At 56.8% G+C, this 19,855-nt stretch carries 20 protein-coding genes and 3 pseudogenes; 8 read left to right on the top strand and 15 right to left on the bottom strand.

What is annotated here, in order from left to right:
• Window positions 1-46 precede the first annotated feature (46 nt).
• Complete coding sequence (gene dusA, locus AOA59_RS31125) at window positions 47-1,033, bottom strand: tRNA dihydrouridine(20/20a) synthase DusA (protein WP_099490079.1); 987 nt, start codon at window positions 1,031-1,033, stop codon at window positions 47-49.
• 229 nt (window positions 1,034-1,262) lie between these two features.
• On the bottom strand, window positions 1,263-2,357 hold the full coding sequence (locus AOA59_RS31120; RefSeq protein WP_099490078.1) for an acyltransferase: 1,095 nt from the start codon (window positions 2,355-2,357) through the stop codon (window positions 1,263-1,265).
• Between the two features lie 311 nt (window positions 2,358-2,668).
• Between AOA59_RS31120 and AOA59_RS31110 the strand changes: the two are divergent.
• A pseudogene (locus AOA59_RS31110) lies at window positions 2,669-3,058 on the top strand (DNA adenine methylase); the annotation flags it as partial.
• 5 nt (window positions 3,059-3,063) lie between these two features.
• Here AOA59_RS31110 and AOA59_RS31105 read toward each other — a convergent pair.
• From AOA59_RS31105 to AOA59_RS31085, 5 genes and pseudogenes are all read right to left on the bottom strand, one after another.
• Window positions 3,064-3,654 (bottom strand): annotated as a pseudogene (locus AOA59_RS31105) (SOS response-associated peptidase family protein); the annotation flags it as partial.
• Between the two features lie 84 nt (window positions 3,655-3,738).
• On the bottom strand, window positions 3,739-4,458 hold the full coding sequence (locus AOA59_RS31100; protein WP_099490077.1) for a hypothetical protein: 720 nt from the start codon (window positions 4,456-4,458) through the stop codon (window positions 3,739-3,741).
• Window positions 4,459-4,689: 231 nt separating this feature from the next.
• Complete coding sequence (locus tag AOA59_RS31095) at window positions 4,690-5,307, bottom strand: hypothetical protein (protein ID WP_099490076.1); 618 nt, start codon at window positions 5,305-5,307, stop codon at window positions 4,690-4,692.
• 440 nt (window positions 5,308-5,747) lie between these two features.
• Window positions 5,748-6,746, bottom strand: a complete 999-nt coding sequence (locus AOA59_RS31090; protein ID WP_099490075.1) for a hypothetical protein — start codon at window positions 6,744-6,746, stop codon at window positions 5,748-5,750.
• 301 nt (window positions 6,747-7,047) lie between these two features.
• Complete coding sequence (locus AOA59_RS31085; protein ID WP_099490074.1) at window positions 7,048-7,269, bottom strand: hypothetical protein; 222 nt, start codon at window positions 7,267-7,269, stop codon at window positions 7,048-7,050.
• A gap of 506 nt (window positions 7,270-7,775) precedes the next feature.
• Here AOA59_RS31085 and AOA59_RS31080 point away from each other — a divergent pair.
• Complete coding sequence (locus AOA59_RS31080) at window positions 7,776-8,144, top strand: DUF6124 family protein (RefSeq protein WP_099490073.1); 369 nt, start codon at window positions 7,776-7,778, stop codon at window positions 8,142-8,144.
• Window positions 8,145-8,290: 146 nt separating this feature from the next.
• On the top strand, window positions 8,291-8,512 hold the full coding sequence (locus tag AOA59_RS33300) for a hypothetical protein (protein WP_099490072.1): 222 nt from the start codon (window positions 8,291-8,293) through the stop codon (window positions 8,510-8,512).
• Window positions 8,513-8,606: 94 nt separating this feature from the next.
• Here AOA59_RS33300 and AOA59_RS31070 read toward each other — a convergent pair whose 3' ends face one another.
• Window positions 8,607-9,794, bottom strand: a complete 1,188-nt coding sequence (locus AOA59_RS31070) for an MFS transporter (protein WP_099490071.1) — start codon at window positions 9,792-9,794, stop codon at window positions 8,607-8,609.
• A gap of 436 nt (window positions 9,795-10,230) precedes the next feature.
• On the opposite strand from AOA59_RS31070, the gene mqo reads away from it, so the two are divergent.
• A complete protein-coding gene (gene mqo, locus AOA59_RS31065; RefSeq protein ID WP_099490070.1) occupies window positions 10,231-11,886 on the top strand; it encodes a malate dehydrogenase (quinone) in 1,656 nt (551 codons plus the stop codon).
• Between the two features lie 67 nt (window positions 11,887-11,953).
• Here mqo and AOA59_RS31060 read toward each other — a convergent pair whose 3' ends face one another.
• Entirely contained in the window at window positions 11,954-12,619 is a 666-nt protein-coding gene (locus AOA59_RS31060; protein ID WP_099490069.1) for an NADPH-dependent F420 reductase, read from the bottom strand.
• Between the two features lie 99 nt (window positions 12,620-12,718).
• On the opposite strand from AOA59_RS31060, the gene AOA59_RS31055 reads away from it, so the two are divergent.
• On the top strand, window positions 12,719-13,609 hold the full coding sequence (locus AOA59_RS31055; RefSeq protein ID WP_099490068.1) for a LysR family transcriptional regulator: 891 nt from the start codon (window positions 12,719-12,721) through the stop codon (window positions 13,607-13,609).
• Between the two features lie 10 nt (window positions 13,610-13,619).
• Here the strand turns inward: AOA59_RS31055 and AOA59_RS31050 are convergent, their stop codons facing one another.
• On the bottom strand, window positions 13,620-14,468 hold the full coding sequence (locus AOA59_RS31050) for a LysR family transcriptional regulator (protein ID WP_099490067.1): 849 nt from the start codon (window positions 14,466-14,468) through the stop codon (window positions 13,620-13,622).
• Between the two features lie 98 nt (window positions 14,469-14,566).
• Here AOA59_RS31050 and AOA59_RS31045 point away from each other — a divergent pair, with 98 nt between their 5' ends.
• Both AOA59_RS31045 and AOA59_RS31040 read left to right on the top strand, forming a co-directional pair.
• Window positions 14,567-15,466, top strand: a complete 900-nt coding sequence (locus tag AOA59_RS31045) for a DMT family transporter (RefSeq protein ID WP_099490066.1) — start codon at window positions 14,567-14,569, stop codon at window positions 15,464-15,466.
• Window positions 15,467-15,598: 132 nt separating this feature from the next.
• Window positions 15,599-15,928, top strand: a complete 330-nt coding sequence (locus AOA59_RS31040; RefSeq protein ID WP_099490065.1) for a YXWGXW repeat-containing protein — start codon at window positions 15,599-15,601, stop codon at window positions 15,926-15,928.
• Between the two features lie 21 nt (window positions 15,929-15,949).
• Here the strand turns inward: AOA59_RS31040 and AOA59_RS31035 are convergent, their stop codons facing one another.
• The 3 genes from AOA59_RS31035 to AOA59_RS31025 form a co-directional block, all read right to left on the bottom strand.
• Window positions 15,950-16,294, bottom strand: coding sequence for a hypothetical protein (locus AOA59_RS31035; protein WP_069788755.1), 345 nt, complete (start codon window positions 16,292-16,294; stop codon window positions 15,950-15,952).
• Between the two features lie 101 nt (window positions 16,295-16,395).
• Window positions 16,396-16,791, bottom strand: coding sequence for a PIN domain-containing protein (locus tag AOA59_RS31030; RefSeq protein ID WP_099490064.1), 396 nt, complete (start codon window positions 16,789-16,791; stop codon window positions 16,396-16,398).
• Window positions 16,788-17,045, bottom strand: coding sequence for an AbrB/MazE/SpoVT family DNA-binding domain-containing protein (locus AOA59_RS31025; RefSeq protein ID WP_065929253.1), 258 nt, complete (start codon window positions 17,043-17,045; stop codon window positions 16,788-16,790). The genes AOA59_RS31030 and AOA59_RS31025 overlap by 4 nt, the downstream gene beginning before the upstream one ends.
• Before the next feature lie 209 nt (window positions 17,046-17,254).
• Between AOA59_RS31025 and AOA59_RS33295 the strand changes: the two are divergent.
• Window positions 17,255-17,344, top strand: a pseudogene (locus tag AOA59_RS33295) (RidA family protein); the annotation flags it as partial.
• Window positions 17,345-17,347: 3 nt separating this feature from the next.
• Here AOA59_RS33295 and ppnN read toward each other — a convergent pair.
• Both ppnN and AOA59_RS31010 read right to left on the bottom strand, forming a co-directional pair.
• The gene (gene ppnN, locus AOA59_RS31015) at window positions 17,348-18,721 is read right to left on the bottom strand and encodes a nucleotide 5'-monophosphate nucleosidase PpnN (RefSeq protein ID WP_065929254.1); all 1,374 of its coding nucleotides are present in this window, start codon (window positions 18,719-18,721) and stop codon (window positions 17,348-17,350) included.
• 149 nt (window positions 18,722-18,870) lie between these two features.
• Entirely contained in the window at window positions 18,871-19,695 is an 825-nt protein-coding gene (locus AOA59_RS31010; protein ID WP_065929255.1) for an aspartyl/asparaginyl beta-hydroxylase domain-containing protein, read from the bottom strand.
• Between the last annotated feature and the right edge of the window lie 160 nt (window positions 19,696-19,855).

Here is a 19,855-nt window from a genome sequence, read left to right as displayed (position 1 = left end):
TGGATGGGCAAGCCTGCTCGCCACAACAGCCCAGCCACCCAACCCCTCACCGCCCCTCCAACAACTCCCCAGCCTGATCCAACAACGCCAACGGATCACTCGCCTTATGAATATCCACCGACAACAACTGCCTGAACCGACGCGCCCCCGGAAACCCAGTCCCCAACCCCAACACATGCCGAGTAATGTGATGCATCGCCCCACCACTGGCCAAATGCTCCGCAATATAAGGCCGCAACTGCGCCAACACCTGCGCCCGACTCACCACCGGCGCCGCACTGCCAAACAACTGCTGATCCACCTGCGCCAACACATACGGATTGTGATAAGCCTCCCGCCCCAACATCACCCCATCAAACACCTGCAAATGCGCCTGGCACTGCTCCAGCGTCTTGATCCCGCCGTTCAACACAATCTCCAACGCCGGGAAATCCTGCTTCAACTGCGCCGCCACGTCATACCGCAACGGCGGAATGTCGCGATTCTCCTTCGGCGACAACCCCTCCAGAATCGCAATCCGCGCATGCACCGTAAAACTGGTACACCCCGCATCCCTCACCGTGCCAACGAAATCACACAACTCGGCATAACTGTCCCGCCCATTAATCCCGATACGATGCTTCACCGTCACCGGAATCGACACCGCATCCCGCATCGCCTTCACACACTCCGCCACCAGGGCAGGGTGCGCCATCAAGATCGCGCCGATCATATTGTTCTGCACCCGATCACTCGGGCAGCCGACGTTCAAGTTCACCTCGTCGTAACCGGCAGCCTCAGCCATACGCGCGCAGGCGGCCAGGTCGGCGGGGACGCTGCCGCCCAATTGCAGCGCGAGTGGGTGCTCGGCTTCGTTGTGGCGCAGGAAGCGCTCGTGGTCGCCGTGGAGGATCGCGCCAGTGGTGACCATCTCGGTGTAGAGCAGGGTGTGCTTGGAGAGCAGGCGCAGGAAGTACCGGCAGTGGCGGTCCGTCCAATCCATCATGGGGGCGACGGAGAAGCGGCGGGGGAGTGGGGCGGATTGTAGGGGCATTGGGGGATCTGAGTCAGCGGGGGGAATGGGGCGCAGTTTATCAGGGATGGGTCTTGGGTGTGGGGAGGTGTGATCTGCGTCTTTCACCTTGCGGTCTGGAAAAAACCTAGGGTCTCAAGGTGTTCACTGCGTCGGATATTGTGTTTTGACCCCAATATAGAAATAGGCCGTGTGGGCTTCAGGCGTCCAGCCCTTATGTCGCCAGAGCTGGACGCTTGGTAAAACCTGGTCAGGAACGAGCAAGTTTTCGGTTGTCGCCCGAAAACTTCAACCTGGAAGTAGGCTGTTCGATGAAGCGGAACGTGAGGTAGGCGGCCGCAAGCGAAGTCAATAGAACAAACCATGCACCGGTAAAACTGCTCATGTTGTAGTAGAGGGCGGCAGCTAGAAAGATAGGATGGAGCAGGTAAATGCTGAAGCTAAGTGCACCTAGTGTTCGAAGTGGTTTAGCGGACAATGCTTTTTTAATCAATCCATCATGGTTTACCGATGCTAGCATGACCAGTGACCATGCCGCAGCGTACAAAATAAAGTCTCTGTGAAAGTAGTCGCCCTTCACGGGGGATGTGATAAGAGAATACACCGTGGGCGTCATTATTATTACAACGGCTAGGCCAATATAGCCGAGGTATTGGCAAAAAGTTGGAAACCATTCCTTGTCCTGCAGTGCCTCTTGCAGGAATGCTACGAATACCCCCGTAATGAATATTGGCAGGTAAGGGGTGAGTCTTGTGTCGTTAAGCAAGGATTCGCTTTGCGGTGAAATCCACTGGGAAAGCAGAATCAGGCAGATGTAGACGGCAGAGCATGCAATGAGCCCCTTCTTCTTGATCACCAAGAATATTCCAGCCAGAAATGGAAGCACGAAATAAAACTTGAATTCTACTGCGATGCTCCATTCGATGCCCCGTGATTCGGTAAGTATGAGTTCGTTAAAAAGTCCGTGGAGGTCAAGATTGAAGGGTTGTCCGTAGCTAATACCATAATACTTCACAGATGCCCAGGTAGTTACCAGCGCTAATAACAAGTAGAAGGTGTACAAAGGATAGATTCTGAAAAATCTTCTCTGCCAATAATTCAACATGAATTCAAGCGTAAATATTTTGTTGCTGGTTGTAATGATTTGACGGGTCAGCAGGAAAGAGCTGAGCAAGAAAAAAAGAAAGACGCCCGATTTTCCAATGCCTCTGAAGTTTAGGGAGGGGACGAAAAACATATTGAAGTTGCTGGTGTGGCTAAACACTACGATTAACGCAGCCAGCCCCCGCAATCCATCTAGAGCGTCAATCTGGAGCAGTTTATTCGATATCGCTCTATGTATCATTGTCAGGTTTGCTTCCCTGTGGCGCTAATAAAGAACCGGTCAGGAGTTTATAGACTGCTGATGGGATTCGCTTAAAGAGGCGAAATTGTAGCGGAATACCCGGTCCTACGCATCCTGTCGGCATTCCGCGATCAAACTGCTGCGGATTGAGTCACATCTATCGGCAGCTTGGCGGCGCCTACGCTGAAAACCTGGGCTAGCTGGAGTGTGCACAGCGCTAAGAACGTCCCCATACATTCCACTGCGTGGATCCACCTTAGTGGCAGACCGCGGGTTAAGGCGTGCGAAGTATCGTGGTCTGACCCCGATATCTCCGGATCGAGGAAAACCTCTCGGCCGCCTGGCAGCGTCTGTCCGGTACTTACGTTGAACATCTCCCCTGGCTTGAATGTGCGGAGCGCTATGACCGCGCTCATACCTTTCACTATATGGACCCGCCTTACTGGCAGACCGCCGGCTATGGCGTGGATTTTCCGTTCGAGAACTATGAGCGCATGGCCGACTTCATGCGCCGCTGCAAAGGCAAGGTAATGGTCAGCATCAACGATCACCCTGACATCCGGCGGGTGTTCGAAGGATTCCATTTTGAAACAGTCGACATTCGTTACAGCAACACAAACCAAAGGCAAGGCAAGGCTGAGGTCAGCAGAGAGTTGGTGATATTGAACTGGGAGCCAGCGGCATTGGGAGGGCTATTCTGACAGCGTCAAAAATCTTTGGACGGCACCGGCAGCAGTAAATCAGCTCCCTGGTTTTTCACATTGTCTACTGCTTTGCCAACGGCATACTACTCAAAGTCCTCCACAGGCTGGCAACATTCCTTCGCTATTTCCTCGGCCCGCACTGGAGTAAGGTTGGGATCAATCCATTCCCTGGCGTGCTCAAGTGTCAGCATCAACGGCCTGCGGTCGTGGATGTCCACCATGCCCTGATCACTGGCGGCGGTGATGATTACGAACCCATCGCCGTCGTGGATCCAGGCCAGGATGAACTTGGGCAAGCGCGCCAAAGAACATTGGTTTCTGATTCTTCAGGCGAATGAAGTAGGGTTGCTTTCTCTTCGGATCGTCATGGTCTTTGACCCACTCATACCACCCTTCACTCGGCCCCAGGGATCGGCCATTCGGCCAAAATTGGTTGAAGAGCTTTCCCATTGCGACCGTCTCTACGCGTGCGTTAATCGGGTCGGGCGTCTGCCCTTGGCCCAGAACTGTGCTCATCCCCATTTAAATGTATCGATATGCATCCCATCCTCTGCGGCGTGCAACAACTGAACCTGTGGCGACGGAGCGACGTTGGTGTGGATTTGGCTTGCTTAGAAAAGAAGGGGGATTTAAAAAATAAATTCGCCCCTTTTTTAGAACTAAAATTTTGAGTGGCTTTAGGGTTCGTGATAAGTCAGAGAGTTTGATATTTTTTTTACCTCTTCAAGGAAGTTGAAGTTCTTTAACTCTGTTTTGAATAGATCTGCGCTGTCTTTTTTTTGTTTGCTTATTAAGATTTCAATTGAGGTTTCTGCGAGAAGAAGGAACTCTTCAAGTTGTGAAATAATTATTGACGCGCCGTAAGAGGTATGATGGATGAATGTAGGTTCAAGCTTTCCTTCAGGATCAAAAACAAAAAGAGTTTTCGAAGATTCTATCTGGTTTTTATCTGTATGAGCGGCCCACTTATCTCGAAGTTTTTTTATGGTGTTGTGTGTTGCTATTTGTTCAGGTGTAAGTTTTTCTAGTATGTGTGTTGAGTGAGTGTTTTTTTCTTTTCGTGCGTTTGAAGGGGTTGCGCATTTGCAGTAAGTAACTACGCTTGATATGAATAGGCTGTTGGAGATTATGTGTAGGTCGTTCGCGTTATCAAACTCTTCAATTACGTGCGGATCTGTTAAGACGTTCATGTTAATTTTTATTGCGACTTTTAAGGTTCTTATTATATTCTCAAAATCCTTTATCATTGTTTGGTTGTTTGAGCATATGTCCGCTTTTTTTCCTTTTATTTCGAGAACTTGGCAGCTTTTGTTCTTGTATATAAACTCAACTCTCATTGATCCGTTTGGATTGATTTTTTTCTTTGTTTTTATATCTATTGCTCTTATTTTGTTCATTGTGGCTTCCATTTTTAACGTCGTAAGCGATTGATTAGATCTGTGTTTTTTAATTGTGCCTTTTCACAGCGAAATCTGTCGCAGCATTGCTGCCTTTTAAAACAGCGTAAGGGGCGCACCAATTCTAGAGGGGGATTATTCTCCTGGTCGCCCTAAGCCCTCGCAGCTTTACGAAACGAGGGGCCGCATACGTAGTCGGCGTTGATTGCCTGCAAAATGTTGACCTAGAATTTACGGATTTCGCATTTGGCTTTCATATGCAAATCGCTTGGAGTCGATACCGGCTATGACCCTTTCCAAAACTTTGTCGCGGCTCCACTCATTGTCATCCGACTCATCATCAGGCAGCGCTGCGTGTTTACGCAATTTTTTCGCTAAGCAGGACGCGCGAAGGCCTAACACAGCAAACTCTCGCATTCTTAGCCAGAAGTACTCTGTGTGTTCAGGGTGGTCCGCCTGGGATTCTTTTATGCCGGCAAGGATACCCTGAAGCTGGTCCTGCTGATCTGGAAGCCGAAGGATTGCGTACAGCAAATCTGTAGGTAGCAATCCCCATTCGACATTGATGTTGAGTGGAGAAAACTCTGGTGGCACAACCACTGCCTCGTGCTCACCTCTATCGCCGGCGGGGCGTCCATACTGAGTCCCGTCATCTAGCGCGACCTCCAAACAACCCGATGCAAACCTTTCGAGATGGGAAACGACAATTACTCCTAAGTAAGCTGTGTCCTTTTTCACCTTGTCCGCCTTCACCAAAGTCTCTTTGATCAGTACAAAAATATTCCCACTCAGAACACCCACGATACCTGCGCCCGCAGAGATGATCGCCGTGACGTACGCTGGCTCCATATCAATACATCCTTATCAGATTGGTGACTGATCAATCATGACGCATAACCGGTTCAGCGTGCTGAGCAATTGGTGCGCATAAGTGGCTGCAACTAATTCCCTAGAAATTGCTACCGAGATAGGACGGTGGAAGCTTGTCAGCACGCCAAACGGGGTCGTCGCAGGATGCGGCTATCCCTCCAAATTCTCCGCATACTCCTACACGATTGGGGTGTGAGCAATTGCGGCGTAACGAGAGGATGCTTACGACCCAAAGCTTCTACTCGGTCAGCAGTTATACCCAGCCTCATCCATCGCGGGCCCCTAGAGAGGTTTGGTTCTCTATCTCAGGCGGCAGGCCGACGCTGAACCTACAGTAGTGGCAACCACCAAGTAGAAGCGTATACTGAGAGTTTGTATTAAAGTTAACCAAGTAAAAAAACGACCGCATGAGAGGGGGGTTATTCCGCTGAGCGTTGAGCTAGATATCTAAAGTAAGCGCTATAGTTTTTTACGTCAGCAAGTTTTTCTAACTCTCCTATTTGCTCCGCTGCATACTTCATGGATATGTTCGTACGGGTGAACATCAAAAAGACAAACGAAAATGAAGCAGCTAGTAGTGAAAGCAAAGCACCTTTTACGGATAGAAACGCATTACTTAATTCTGCCCATGGAAAGATAAATGTGGGTAGGCTAACTGCTGGCATAAAGGTTAACGGATAGATTACACCCGTTAGGAAAATGAGCCCTACCATTAGCAATGACCAAGTGATCTGTGGTGGGGATTCGGGGTTGCCTTTCACCGATTCGAGGAAGTCGCTTACGACTCGAGCATGATGCTTTGCCTCTAAGTGACACACAGTAATCAAATCCCATTCCTTTTGCAGCGGGATCCAAGGGGGGCTGAGTCCTGGGACATTTAGCACCGTTTGGCGTGTGTCAATATCGAAAAGCGATGTGTTTGCGCGCATCAAAGCGTTAATTTGAGCCAGGCCTGTAAGCTGGCCGCTATTGCTTTGCTCTCTGGCGCGATCAGCCGCCTCTTTGCGAAGCCGCCTTTCAAGATTCTGATGGCAAACGTTGTTAACCTTTTCACGCAGTTTATCAAGTATGGGGCCACGCTCTGAGAGCACTGAAAAATTAGCTTCTTCGTAAATCTCAAGGAGCATTTCATCTGAAACCTCAGATGACTCTTCTTGTTTGAATTTTGCGATCTCACGATCAGCACTACTATGTGCAGCAGAGTTCGTTTCGCGGTTGTACCAGTCAAAATCAATCGTGTCGATTTTGTCGAGAATTTTTCGAGACTCAACAATAAAAGATTTCATTCTATTGTTTTTTTCATTGAAGGATGCTTGGTTCGCAAATATCTTAGCAATAATGAATGCGCCGATAATACCAACAATAGCAGCGGTCGATTGCGAGAGCGTACTGAAAAACCAATTCCAGTCAGGGGTCATGATCCAGGTCCGTTAGGTCATAAAGCGACATTGAGAGCTGACTTTAACCCTAAGGCAAAAAAAAGACGAGCCCGATAAATATTGGCCGCAGCAAACCACCTTGCTCCCGCCGACATGTACATTTGGATCGTGAAAATCCAGCATAGGTTGCAGAGCGTTCACCGGGAATACACTTTTACTGCTTTACAGTGATCGCTCCTGGTCGAATACCGCTGATCACGGGGCATCTATTGGCCGATTGCTGCCTGCCAGCACCGTACGCTGCCCACGTTGGGGTTACCGACAGCAAACTTGAAATGGTTTAGGCTTGGCCGAAACTCGAACCCTTGAGCTTGGCTAAGCCCTGTTTGATATGGCCGGCGTTTTCACCAATCGTGTCAAGCGCATCACGAACATTATTCCCTACCTCTGACGAGCCTTGCTGTTGCAAGTGCAGTGTCAGCTCCATTACGGCTGCTTCCAAGGCCAACTGGTTGGTGTACATCCTCTCAAGTACATCGGACAGCGAATAATCACCGCGCATGGCGTCGGCTCCTTCCGAGAAAAAGTATAAGCATAGTCCCGTAGTGCCCTCGTCAGGCAGTGATTTCAACTTGCTTAGAAATTGCTACAACGCGAAAGGGTTATAGCGGCTCGGCCCGTAAGGCAAAGGTGTTGGGGGAGGGCTACGCCCAATCCATCATCGTGACGACTAACACAGCATGGAGTAATCTCGGCAACGGGCTAAAATCCATGGGGAAATTTCCCACGCCTTTCTCAGCTTGCCCCTCAGACCACCCCTAGCTAACCTCCTCCAGCCGCTGCAAACCCAGCGGCCGGATGTGGAAGTCCGACCAAGCTGAAGGCGTTCAATCGCCCATAAACACCTACCGGCGTTTTTTTACGTCTGTATGATTGCTTATGGCGGCTGTGCGCGGGGCACTTCGGTGCGCCGGGTCCTTTAGCCCTGGTCTTCCACACCTGCGTACAGCTGCCACCCTCATGTGGAAGTGAGTTTGGTAGTTCCTGAAATTCTAAAGGAGCTTCGCCATGTACAAGGTCACGCCTAATCCGCCTCATGCCTCAAACGCTGAACCCATTGATGCCAAGCTTCACGCTGCGGCTCAGCGCGCTATTCATCATTACCTGCCGCCATCTGATGACAGCGCCGCCCCCGTCGACCACCCACCCGGCAACCTATTCTCCGTCAGCCCCAACATCGACACCGAAACCCTCCTAGCCAACGCCGCCGAGCACCTCGATTCCGCCAACCAAATAACCGCCACCCTGGCCTTCGACCTCGAAGACCCGCACCGCGCCATCATCCTGGGCATCCAACAACTCATCGACCTAAGCGCGCTACTCGTCGCCCGCGCCCAAGAGCAAGTCGCGCCTGCCTCCAATCCAGCCACCGCCTGACCCCCAACCCCGCCGCCTTACTCCAAGGCGGCAACCTGAACCCCTGCTGTCACCGCGCAAAATTTCATAATCCCCAGCGCCTTTGAGGTCTACGATCCTCTTCAAGAGAGGACCCCCGTGCCTCCAGCCCACAGGGAACTGAAAACATGATCTCGAACCTGGTTAAAGTCGCGTTGATTGCTGGCACGTTGCTGTTGGGCGCTTGTTCGACGGGGTCGTCGGGCGGGCGGGGTGACCCTTGTTTTACTGGCGGGTGCCAGGCGTTTGGGGACCATAGCCCGAGTAAGGCGGCCAAGATGAATTTTGGCGGGAGTGGGTTGGGGAGTAGTTATGGGGAGTATGGGTCGGGGTTGTTGCATGATGATTGATGGAGTGGTGGGGCAGTCATTGATTTGGTGACTGACCCACCGCTATCGCGGGCAAGCCCGCTCCCACATTGGAGCGGGGGTGGCCTGTAAAATGTCAGTGGCCGCCTTTCATGCGGCGGGCGATCAAGTAGATGCCCAGGCCAACCAGCGCGGTGGCGGCGCCGATGTAGCCGGTGCTGGTCCAACCATATCCCGCTGTAATCGCCATCCCGCCAAACCACGGCCCCAGCGCGTTTGCCAGGTTGAACGCTGCGTGGTTGGAGGCTGCCGCCAAACTTGGGGCTTCGTGGGCAATGTCCATCAGGCGGATTTGCAGCGGCGCGGCCATGGCAATCATGGTGCCGACCAAACCGATGCCCAGCAGTACGCTCCACAGCGAGCTGGCGGCGAAGGTGAAGAAGATCAGTACGGCCATCGACCACACCATGATCCAGCCCACGGCGCGAAATTGCAGGCGGTCGAACAGTTTGCCGCCGGCGATGTTGCCGATGATGCCGCCGACGCCAAAGGCGGCGAGGCCGAAGGGGATCCATTGGGGCGAGACTTTGGTCACTTCGAGCATGGTCGGGGCGAGGTAGCTGAACACGCAGAACATGCCGGCAAAGCCAATCGCGCCGATCGACAGGGCCATCCACACTTGGGGTTTGGTGAAGGCGCGCAGTTCTTTGCGCGGGTCGCTGCGCGGTTCGTCGTGGCGGTCGGGGACGAATTGCCAGACCAGGGCGATGGTGCACAGGGCGATGGCGCTGACCAGCGCGAACGCCGAGCGCCAGCCCAGGTGTTGGCCGAGGAAGGTGGCGATGGGGTTGCCGAGCAGCATGGCGAGGGTGAGGCCCATCATCACCCGGGCCACGGCGCCAGCGCGTTTGTCGTTGGGCACCATGCTGGAGGCGACGACGGCGGCGATGCCGAAGTAGGCGCCGTGGGGCAGGCCGCTGATAAAGCGGAAGGCCACCAGCGAGCCGAAGGTGGGGGTGAAGGCGGTGGCGAGGTTGCCGAGGGCGTAGAGGCCCATCAGCAGTAAGAGCATGTGTTTGCGCAGCAGTTTGGCGCCGAGGATGGCCAGCAGTGGCGCGCCGACCATGACGCCGAGGGCGTAGGCGCTGATGGCGTGGCCGACTTGGGGTTCGCTTAAGCCCAGGTTCTGGGCGATGTCGGGCATCAGGCCCATGATGGCGAATTCGCCGGTGCCGATCGCGAAGGCGCCCACGGCCATGGCCGCTTCCATTTTGGCGGCGCTGCGCGCGGGCAGTACGTGCCCGGGTGTTTGCTGGGTAGTCATGGGTAACTCTGTAGGAAAGAAGTGCACGAAGGTCAGTGGCCGATGCTACGCAAGCCGCCACGAAAGTGTCTAGAACAGCGTTTTGCGCCAGCGTTCAGTTTGATTAAACACCCTGTGACCCCAGGTCGCGGCTGTGACGCTTGACACCTGCGCGTTAAAAGCCGCGATTTAGCGCTGTCAATTGGCCAAACGGCGCATAAATGCGGTTCAGCGTGATATTCTGCGCGCCGTCTTGGTCTAGTCTTTCCCCGGTGCGTACACCCGTATACGTCCCGGCGGTTGGCTGTCGCCCAGGTAGCTGAAGCCAATAATGATAAGAAGTCAGCGCAGAAGGGACAAAAACAGTGAGGTCGCTACGTCGGCCTTGTGTGCCCACCCTACGGTCTGCAGAGTCAGGGGCGGTAGGGCGGATGGCGTTTTATCATAGGTGCTACTGATGTTTAAGAAAGTAAACACTGCCCTGCTGGGGCTGGCTTTGTCGATGGGGATCACGTCCGTTCAGGCGGAAGAGGCAAAGAAAGTCGATGTGCTGCTGATCGGCGGCGGCATCATGAGTGCGACCCTGGGTGTTTGGCTCAACGAGCTGCAGCCGGACTGGTCGATGGAGATGGTCGAGCGTCTTGATGGCGTGGCCGAAGAAAGCTCCAACGGCTGGAACAACGCCGGTACCGGTCACTCGGCCCTGGCCGAGCTGAACTACACCCCGGAAAACAAGGATGGCACCGTTGAGATCCCGAAAGCGGTCGAGATCAACGAAGCGTTCCAGATTTCCCGTCAGTTCTGGTCCTGGCAGGTCCAGCAGGGCGTGCTGAAGAACCCGCGTTCGTTCATCAACTCCACACCGCACATGAGCTTTGTGTGGGGCGATGACAACATCAAGTTCCTGAAAAAGCGCTACGAAGCCCTGCAAGCCAGCCCGCTGTTCGCCGGTATGCAGTACTCCGAAGACCCGGCGCAGATCGCCAAGTGGGTTCCATTGATGATGGAAGGCCGTGATCCGAAGCAGAAGATCGCCGCCACCTGGACCCCGATCGGCACCGACGTGAACTTCGGCGAGATCACCCGCCAGTTCGTCGCACACCTGCAAACCACGCCGAAGTTTGACCTGAAATTGTCGAGCGAAGTGCAGGACATCACCAAGAACGCCGACGGTTCGTGGCGTGTGAGCTACAAAAACCTGAAAGACGGCACCAAGACCGAAACCGACGCCAAGTTTGTGTTCATCGGCGCGGGCGGCGGTGCACTGCACCTGCTGCAAAAGTCGGGCATTCCTGAAGCCAAGGAATACGCCGGCTTCCCGGTTGGCGGTTCGTTCCTGGTGACCGATAACCCGGCCATCGCCGAGCAGCACATGGCCAAGGCCTACGGTAAGGCTTCGGTTGGCGCGCCACCGATGTCGGTTCCGCACCTGGACACCCGCGTGCTGGATGGCAAGCGCGTGATTCTGTTTGGCCCATTCGCAACCTTCTCGACCAAGTTCCTCAAAGAAGGCTCGTACCTGGACCTACTGACCAGCACCACCACTCACAACATCTGGCCAATGACCAAAGTCGGTATTCGTGAATACCCACTGGTTGAGTACCTTGCCGGCCAACTGATGCTGTCGGACGACGACCGCTTCAAGGCGCTGCAAGAGTACTTCCCGAACGCCAAGCAGTCCGATTGGCGCCTGTGGCAAGCCGGCCAGCGCGTGCAGATCATCAAGCGTGACGAGGAGCAGGGCGGCGTCCTGAAACTCGGCACCGAAGTGGTCAGCTCCGCCGACAACACCATCGCAGGCCTGTTGGGTGCATCGCCAGGCGCGTCCACCGCGGCTCCGATCATGCTGACCGTGCTGCAAAAAGTGTTCAAGGACAAAGTGGCGACCCCTGAGTGGCAAGCCAAGCTGCACCAGATCGTGCCGAGCTATGGCACCAAGCTGAATGACAGCCCTGAGGCTGTTGCGAAGGAGTGGGCCTACACGGCCGGCGTCCTGCAACTGACCCCACCGCCTGCCATTCCGCAGATGAACGCTCTAAAGGCAACCGAAGCCACCGAGGCTGCCAAGCCTGCGGCTGAGCCGAGCAAGCCGGCATCTGACCTGGCGCTGTAAGCCAAGCCCGATGTTAAAAAGCCCGCTGAACCGGTAACGGTCAGCGGGCTTTTTTGTGGGCGTGTGTTCAGGTGCGGGAGCGTTCGGCTGGCGGCAGTTCAACCGTGCGCTCGGCAGCGGCCAATGCGGCCTTTAAACCGGCTTTATCCAGCGGCACGCAGTACGCAGGCTTGGCCCGTTCAAAGCGCCAGCTGTCATCCAGCGTGCCCGCGTCCACGGCGTCGAAACCCAACTCGTCGAGCAGCGCAATCACCTGCGCCTTCGCCGTCGCATCATCGGCGGCCACCGGCAGGGCGCGACGGTCAGGCGCACCGTGGGGGCGTGCATCGCGGTTGATGTCTGAGTCAAAGATTGCATTAAACACTTTGACGACCTTTGAGTCGGCAAAATGCTCGGCCAACAGGCGGCTGGTGGTGGTTTCAAAACGGTCCAGCACCGGGATATGCCCATCGCGGTCAGGGTAGTAATTGTTGGCGTCCAGCACCGTTTTGCCTTCCAGCCACTGCGCGGGCACGCTGCGGTAGTGTTCAAGTGGAATCGCCACCAGCACCACGTCGCCAAACTGCGCGGCTTCCTGCGCGCTGCCCACATGCACGCCGGGTATGCCGCTGCGCACGCTGCTCATGGTCTGCGGGCCACGGGAGTTGCTCAGCATCACCGCGTGCCCGGCCGTCAGGGCCAGTTGGGCCACGGCACGCCCGATAAAACCTGCTCCAATCACGCCGATCTTCATGGTCCTGCTCCTCGTCAGTCATCGAGCGGTTATGATGATTGGCAACTGACTGGCGATAAATGAGCATTTCGAAGCAGGTGTTGTTACTGGGAGTGGGGAATGATGGACCGTCTTTCAAGCATGAATGCCTTTGTGATGGCCGCCGAGCTGGGCTCCTACGCCCGCGCCGCGGAGCGCTTGAGCATGTCCGCGCAAATGGTTGCCAAGCATGTTACTGCCCTGGAGCAACGCCTCGGCGCGCGCTTGCTCAACCGCACCACGCGTCGGCAAAGCCTGACGGAGTTGGGGCACGCATACTACGAACGCTGCAAACATATCCTGACGGAGGCTGAGGCGGCTGATTCGCTTGCCCAGATCATGAATGACACGCCGCGCGGCAAGCTGAGAGTCACCGCCCCGGTCACCTTCGGTTCCTACAGCCTGATGCCGCTGATTACCGCGTTTTTGCGTGATAACCCGGACGTGGAAATTGACCTGCACCTGACGGACCGTTTCGTCGACCTGGTGGAGGAGGGCTATGAGGCGGCGTTCCGCATCGGCCCCCTGGCCACCACCGGTTTGACCGCGCGGCCGCTGGCGCCTTATCGCCTGGTGGTGTGCGCAGCGCCTGCTTACCTGGCGGCGCGGGGGACGCCACAGTGCCCGGCGGACCTTGCGCACCATGAATGCCTGGGCTACGCCTTTTGGTCACGCCCGGCGGACCGGGAATGGGTCTTCCACCAAGGCGCGACGCCCTACACGGTGCAGGTCGCCAGCCGCCTTCAGATCAATGAAAGCAGGGCGTTGATGTCGGCGGCACTGGATGGCTTCGGCATCGTGCTGGGCGCCGAAGACTTCCTGCGCCCGGCCTTGGCCCGGGGCGAGTTGGTGCGGGTACTGCCGGCATTTGAGGCGCCCAGCCGCCCCATGCACTTGGTCTACACCGCCAACCGACAGCGCACCGCCAAGTTGCGGCGGTTTATCGAGGCGGTACTGGCGCGCTTGGGCTAAACGTGAGGGCTCAAATGTGGAAGCCCTGTTTAACCTGCGCATACAGATGCAGGGCCAGTGCATTGCTGCTATCGCACAGCAGGTACAGATGATGCACCGGCAGTGGGGGTAACTCGAACCCTGCAATCTTTTGCGTCAGCCCGCTGCCCATGCGGCTTTTCTCGATCAACCCCACCGCCACGCCGCTGCGAATGCAGGCCTCGACCGCCGTGGAGTTGGGGCTCTCCAGCAATACCCGGTGGTAAATCCCGTGATCCTTCAGCGCCTGCAACGCCGCCGCACGGTACGGGCAGCCGGCCACCGGCACGGTGATCGGCAGCGCTGCATTCGGCGGGCAACTGAAGCCCTCGGCCGCCACCCACAGCGGCTGCACCGGCCCCAGGCGTTCGCCCTGGGCCAGCGGTTGTGCGCTGACGGTGATGGCCAGGTCGAGCTGGTCGGCCATAAACATAGTCAGCAGTTCGCCGCTGGTGCGCGCTTCCACTTCCAGCTCCAGCAGCGGGTTGTCGGCGATCAAGCGGGGCAGGAACGCCTGCATGAACGCCGGTGCATAGGTGTCGGGAATGCCCAGGCGGATCTTGCCCTGCATGCGTTGCGGCATCAGCGCGATCAGCAGGCGGTCGTGGCTCTTGAGAAACTCGGTGGTTTCGCCCAGAAGCTTCTTGCCGTACAGGGTCAGCTCGACGCCTTGGTTGCTACGGGTGAACAGGCGCTGGCCGATTTGGTCTTCGAGCTTTTGAATCTGGGTGGTCACGGTCGACGCGCTGCGGTGCACGTACTCGGCCGCCTCATTGAAGCGGCGAAAGCGGGCCACGGCGTGGAAGGTGCGCAGCAGGTCAATGTTCAGTTGTTTGGCCATGATTCCACTATTGAGGATTAGTAATGCAGGTAATTCAAATATACAGAAGCATGCGCGGCCCTTAGCCTTTCAGTCAACGTGCACTGACAGGAGGCTTCATGACGCGATCAAACTTAAAGCGGCTGCTGTTGCAGGCAGCGTTTGTGCTCTCGTGGAGCTCCGGCTATATCGGCGCCAAGTTAGGTACTCAAGGCGGCGGGGCGTTCAACCTGCTGTTCTGGCGCTTCCTGTTGGTCTCGGTGTGCCTGGGGGTGTTTTTGAACGTGAGGTTGCTGACGGTTTCATGGGCTCAGATCCGCCATTACGCTGTGATCGGCTTTCTGTCGCAGTTCCTGTACTTGAGTTGCCTCTATGTGGCGATCCAAAACGGCTTGCCCCCCGGCATTGCTGCCATCATCGCAGCGCTGCAGCCGTTGATGACGGCGGCACTGTCGACCGGCAGCGCGGCGGAGCGCAGCGGCGGCTGGCAGTGGGTCGGGCTGATGATCAGCTTTGCCGGGGTGTCGATCGTGATTGCCGGGCAATACGGCAGCGGTGGTCAAAGCGTCGACCTGGTCATGTACCTGTTGCCACTGGCCTCGGCGTTGGGGCTGACGCTGGCGACCTTGTATGAGCGCCGCGCCGTACAACGCCAGGGCGCAGGCTTGGTGTTGCCGCTGTTCATCCAGTCGCTGCTGACCCTGGTCGGCTTTACCGCTGCGGTGCTCTATACCGACACGCTGAGTATTCCCCATGACCCTGACGTGTTGATCTCGATTGTCTGGTTGACGCTGTTCTCCACATTCGTCGCCTACTTGAGTTTGTGGATGTTGTTGCGGGTCATGACGGCGACCCATGTTGCGGCGCTGGTCTATCTGGAGCCGCCAGTGACTTTGGTGTGGGCGGCGCTGATGTTTGGTGATGTGATCGCCGGGCCGACCTACGCCGGCATGGCGGTGGTGGTGGCTGGGTTGCTGTTGGTGCGCTTGAAACGACCGGCCGTCGCGTGTGCCTTGTGAGGCCTGCAGGTTCAGCAAGCTGACAGACACCACCTGTTACAAAGAACCCAGGCCTAAGCAGGAGCGCGGCTGAAACAAGGGGGCATTTTTTACGGGTGCAGGTGTTGGGCGTTAACGCCCGAGGATTTTTGTATGTTGCTACGTTATGCGGCATTGGCGGCGATTGTCGTCGCGGCTTCCGGGTGTGTACAAGAGCGCGTGGTGCATGAGCGCGGGCCGGTGCAACGTGAGTATGTCGAGGTGGTGGCGCCACAGCCGCCGCCGGTGCAAGTGATCGAAGTCGAGCCGGCGGCACGCTATGGCTATGTGTGGTCACGCGGTTACTGGCGCTGGGAAGGCGGGCGCTATGTAGCGGTGCACGGCCATTGGGAGCAGGTGCGCGAAGGTTATCGTTATGTGCATCCGCACTGGGTGCAGCGCAATGACGGTTACCACTGGCAGCGCGGTGGCTGGGTTCGCTGAACCTGGCACCTCACAAAACGGCTAGCTCGGCTTTTGGGTACCTAACAGCTTGACCTCACGCAGCAGCGCGGCGCCGAGTTGGTCACTGCCCAGTTCCTGATAGCCAACTATCTGGGTCTCGCCTTGTTCTTCGGCCTGGATGATGATCACCGGTGTTTCCTTGCCGGTGGTTTCATCCATATGCAGGGCGTACTGCGGCACATCCACGTTGATCGGTGAACCCGCCGGCTTGCCTTGTACATTCATCGTAAATGCCGCGCAGCCGCTGTCGATGTCCACGGTGGTCGCGGAGCGGCCGCTGACGAAACAGGTTTTCGGCAGGTCGGGCCAGGTGATGGTGTCGGCCAAAGCGAGGGTGGGCGCCATGGCCATGGCAACAAGCAGCAACGTGCGCACGTGGTGAGTTCTCTTGATCAAGGGCGGTGGCGTTTTTTACCAAAGCCCGGCATTCGTCGCAATGCTGCGACTCAGGCCAGGCGTTTCATCCCCGTGGCCTTGGCCGCGTTGAGGTCAAAGGTGGCGGTGTATTCACAGCCGGCTGCGTGGGCGCAGCGTTCGATCAGGTAGTCGGCGAAATCGGCTTTGCCGGCCGTGAATCTTCGCAGCGCCTGCCAGATGATCTCGGCGTGTTCGACGGTCAGTTCGCGGGTGCGCAGCAGCGTTTCCAGCACGGTCACCACGTCGCCTTTGGCCGATTGATAGCAGCTTTGCAGTACCCAGACCAATTCCACCACCGACACCAGGCTGACAAAGCCCGGCGACACGCTGGTGAGCGACTCGATCAGCGCCGAGGCCTTGGGCGATTGCACAGGGTCATCCTGGGTGACGTAGCGCACCAGCACATTGGTATCGAGCCCGATCATCCGGCGTTTGCTCCTTGCGCGGCGATGGCGCGGTTCATGTCTTCGATCGACACGGCCTGTGCGGGCTTGCGGATCAGCCCCTTGAGGTCCTGCACGGTTTTGCTCGCGGCGATAATGGAAAACCTGCCGTCTTCCGTTTCGACAAATTCAACCCGGTCGCCTGTTTCCAGGCCAAGCGCGGTGCGCACTTGCACGGGGATAGTGATTTGCCCTTTTGAGGTGAGTGTGGCGGTGGCCATAGCGAAGATCTCCATCGTGATATTCCTTACGTTAGGGTAAGGATTGATGAAGGACAAGATCCGTTGGTCCATAGGGTGCTCGGCTGGTGTGAGTGAGTGGGTAACAAGTAAAACCCTAGCTCGAACGTTGCGCGCTCACACGCCCGCCTGCGACCCCAAGAGATACAAGCTATGACCGAACGTCAGCTCATTATCCCCGCCGCCATGCAACCCATTGTCGAACGCGCCGGCTACGCGCCTGGACCACAATCGGGGTGTCCAAACGGGCACCCCCCGGCCTGTTGGTGGAAATCAAATGTGTGGCGGTGCAGCGCCAGTTACTGCACCACGCGATAGCACGGCACATAGGCGGCGCCGCCCGGCAACTTCATGCGGTGCTGGGCGACAAACGCCTGCAATAGCTCGTCCAACGGCTTCATGATCGCCGGGTCGCCGTGGATCTCATACGGGCCGTGCTGCTCGATCAGGCGAATGCCCTTGTCCTTGACGTTACCGGCCACAATCCCCGAGAACGCACGGCGCAGGTTGGCCGCCAGTTCATGGGGCGGCAGCGCGTGGCTCAGTTGCAGGCTGGCCATGTTTTCGTGGGTGGGGTCGAACGGGCGCTGGAAGCCTTCGTCGATCTTCAGCAGCCAGTTGAAGTGGAACGCGTCGTTGCGCTCACGACGGAACTGCTTCACGGCCTTGAGCCCGGCGGTCATCTGGCGCGCCACTTCGGCTGGGTCGTCAATGATGATCTGGTAGTGCGCCTGGGCTGCTTCGCCAAGGGTGGCGCCCACAAACGCGTGCAGCTGTTGCAGGTACGGCGCGGCCTGTTTCGGCCCGGTGAGGATGACCGGGAACGGCACGTCGCGGTTGTCCGGGTGCATCAGGATGCCCAGCAGGTACAGGAACTCTTCGGCCGTGCCGGCGCCGCCCGGGAAGATGATGATGCCGTGGCCCACGCGCACAAAGGCTTCCAGGCGTTTTTCGATGTCCGGCAGAATCACCAGCTCGTTAACGATGGGGTTTGGCGCTTCGGCGGCGATGATGCCCGGCTCGGTCAGGCCCAGGTAACGGCCGCCGGTGATGCGTTGCTTGGCGTGGGAAATGGTCGCGCCTTTCATCGGGCCTTTCATCACGCCGGGGCCGCAGCCGGTGCACACGTCGAGGCTGCGCAGGCCCAATTCGTGGCCGACCTTCTTGGTGTATTTGTATTCTTCGGTATTGATCGAGTGCCCGCCCCAGCACACCACGATTTTCGGCTCGACACCGGGGCGCAAGGTACGGGCGTTGCGCAGCAGGTGGAACACGTAGTCGGTGATGCCCTGGGAGTTGCTCAGGTCGATGCGCTGGCTGTCCAGCTCGTTCTCGGTGTAGACGATATCGCGCAGGGCGCTGAAGAGCATTTCGCGGGTGCTGGCGATCATTTCGCCATCGACGAAGGCATCGGCGGGCGCGTTCAACAGTTCCAGGCGCACGCCACGGTCTTGCTGGTGGATACGCACTTCAAAGTCTTTGTAGGCGTCGAGGATGGTCTTGGCGTTGTCGATATGCGCGCCGGTGTTGAGGATGGCCAGGGCGCACTGGCGGAACAACGTGTAGATGCTGCCGGTACCGGCTTCACTCAGTTGCTGGACTTCACGTTGGGACAGGGTTTCGAGGCTACCCTTGGGGCTGACGGAGGCATTGATGACTTGACGTTGGAGCATTCTGATTCCTTGAAAGCACAGCCATCGCAGCCGCCAGGGGCGGCGATGGCTGGAGAATGGTGAGCGCCGAACTCGGTCGCACTGGACGGTTAGTTTGGCCGCCGCAAGGGCAGGGCGCAAATACCGTCAACACCATCATGCCGCAGAACTTACTGAATCAGCTTCCAGTTTTTGTAGAAAACCCGACGCAGGGTAAACACCAGCCCGGCAAAGCCCGAAATCACGGCATTCAGCACCGAGGGCAGCAAGGTTGGCCGCACGATGTCAATGAACAGGCAGTAACGCTTTGCGTCGTTTTTGTTGAAGGAGGCATGCATCAGCGTGTCATCGAAGATGAACAGCGGGTCATCGTGCCAGTAGTGCTTATGCTTGCCCACCTGGATGTAGACACCGTCATGATGGGGCGCCGGCGCCATGTTGTAGAGCACGCGGAACATCATGCGCAGCGGGCCGAAGTGGAAGGACGTGGAGCGGTTTTCGTTGAACACCGACACGCCGATGGTCTTCACAAACGGCAGTTTCTTGCGCAGTTGCGGGATGTCCAGGGTGGTTTCGATCGGGCGGCCGTACCATTGGAAGAACAGCATGCCGCGCTTTTTCTCGGCCATGCGCTCATCGAGGTAGCTGATGATTTCGTCCTTGTTGGCCATGGCGTCGTCGATGACCTGTTGCAGGTCTTCGCGCCAGGCCGGCGGCAGGTCGCCCATGGTGTAGACGTGGCGGTTGCGCAGGCTCAACAGGTCGAACAGGGTATTGAACGGCGCCAATATCCAGGTGTTGCGGCCGTTGCCGACGAAGTATTTCTTGATGGTGTCGCGGTCGTACAGGCCGTTGCGCAGGAAGTCATAAATGCCGCAGAACAGCACCAGCAGCAGAAACACCAGGCTGGTGAGCGGGAAGCAATAGATGAACAGCAGTACGCCGAGCACCCAGGCGACTGAGACCAATTTTTTTTGCACAGCACTTTTACTCATGAAGCGAGGCTCCGGACCTGAAACAAAGCGAAACAATCCCGCCATGATAGTGGGTTATCAAGGTGCCGGGCGTTTTAAATATTGCGAATTTGTGAAAGCCGGACACAGTTTTTAACCAGGCGGTGCGCTGCGCCCGCGGTTTTGCCGATTGAATTTTGTA

The organism is Pseudomonas sp. 2822-15, assembly GCF_002742515.1.
GTDB classification, from domain to species: domain Bacteria; phylum Pseudomonadota; class Gammaproteobacteria; order Pseudomonadales; family Pseudomonadaceae; genus Aquipseudomonas; species Aquipseudomonas salomonii.
This window is presented reverse-complemented; position numbering and strand designations above follow the sequence as displayed.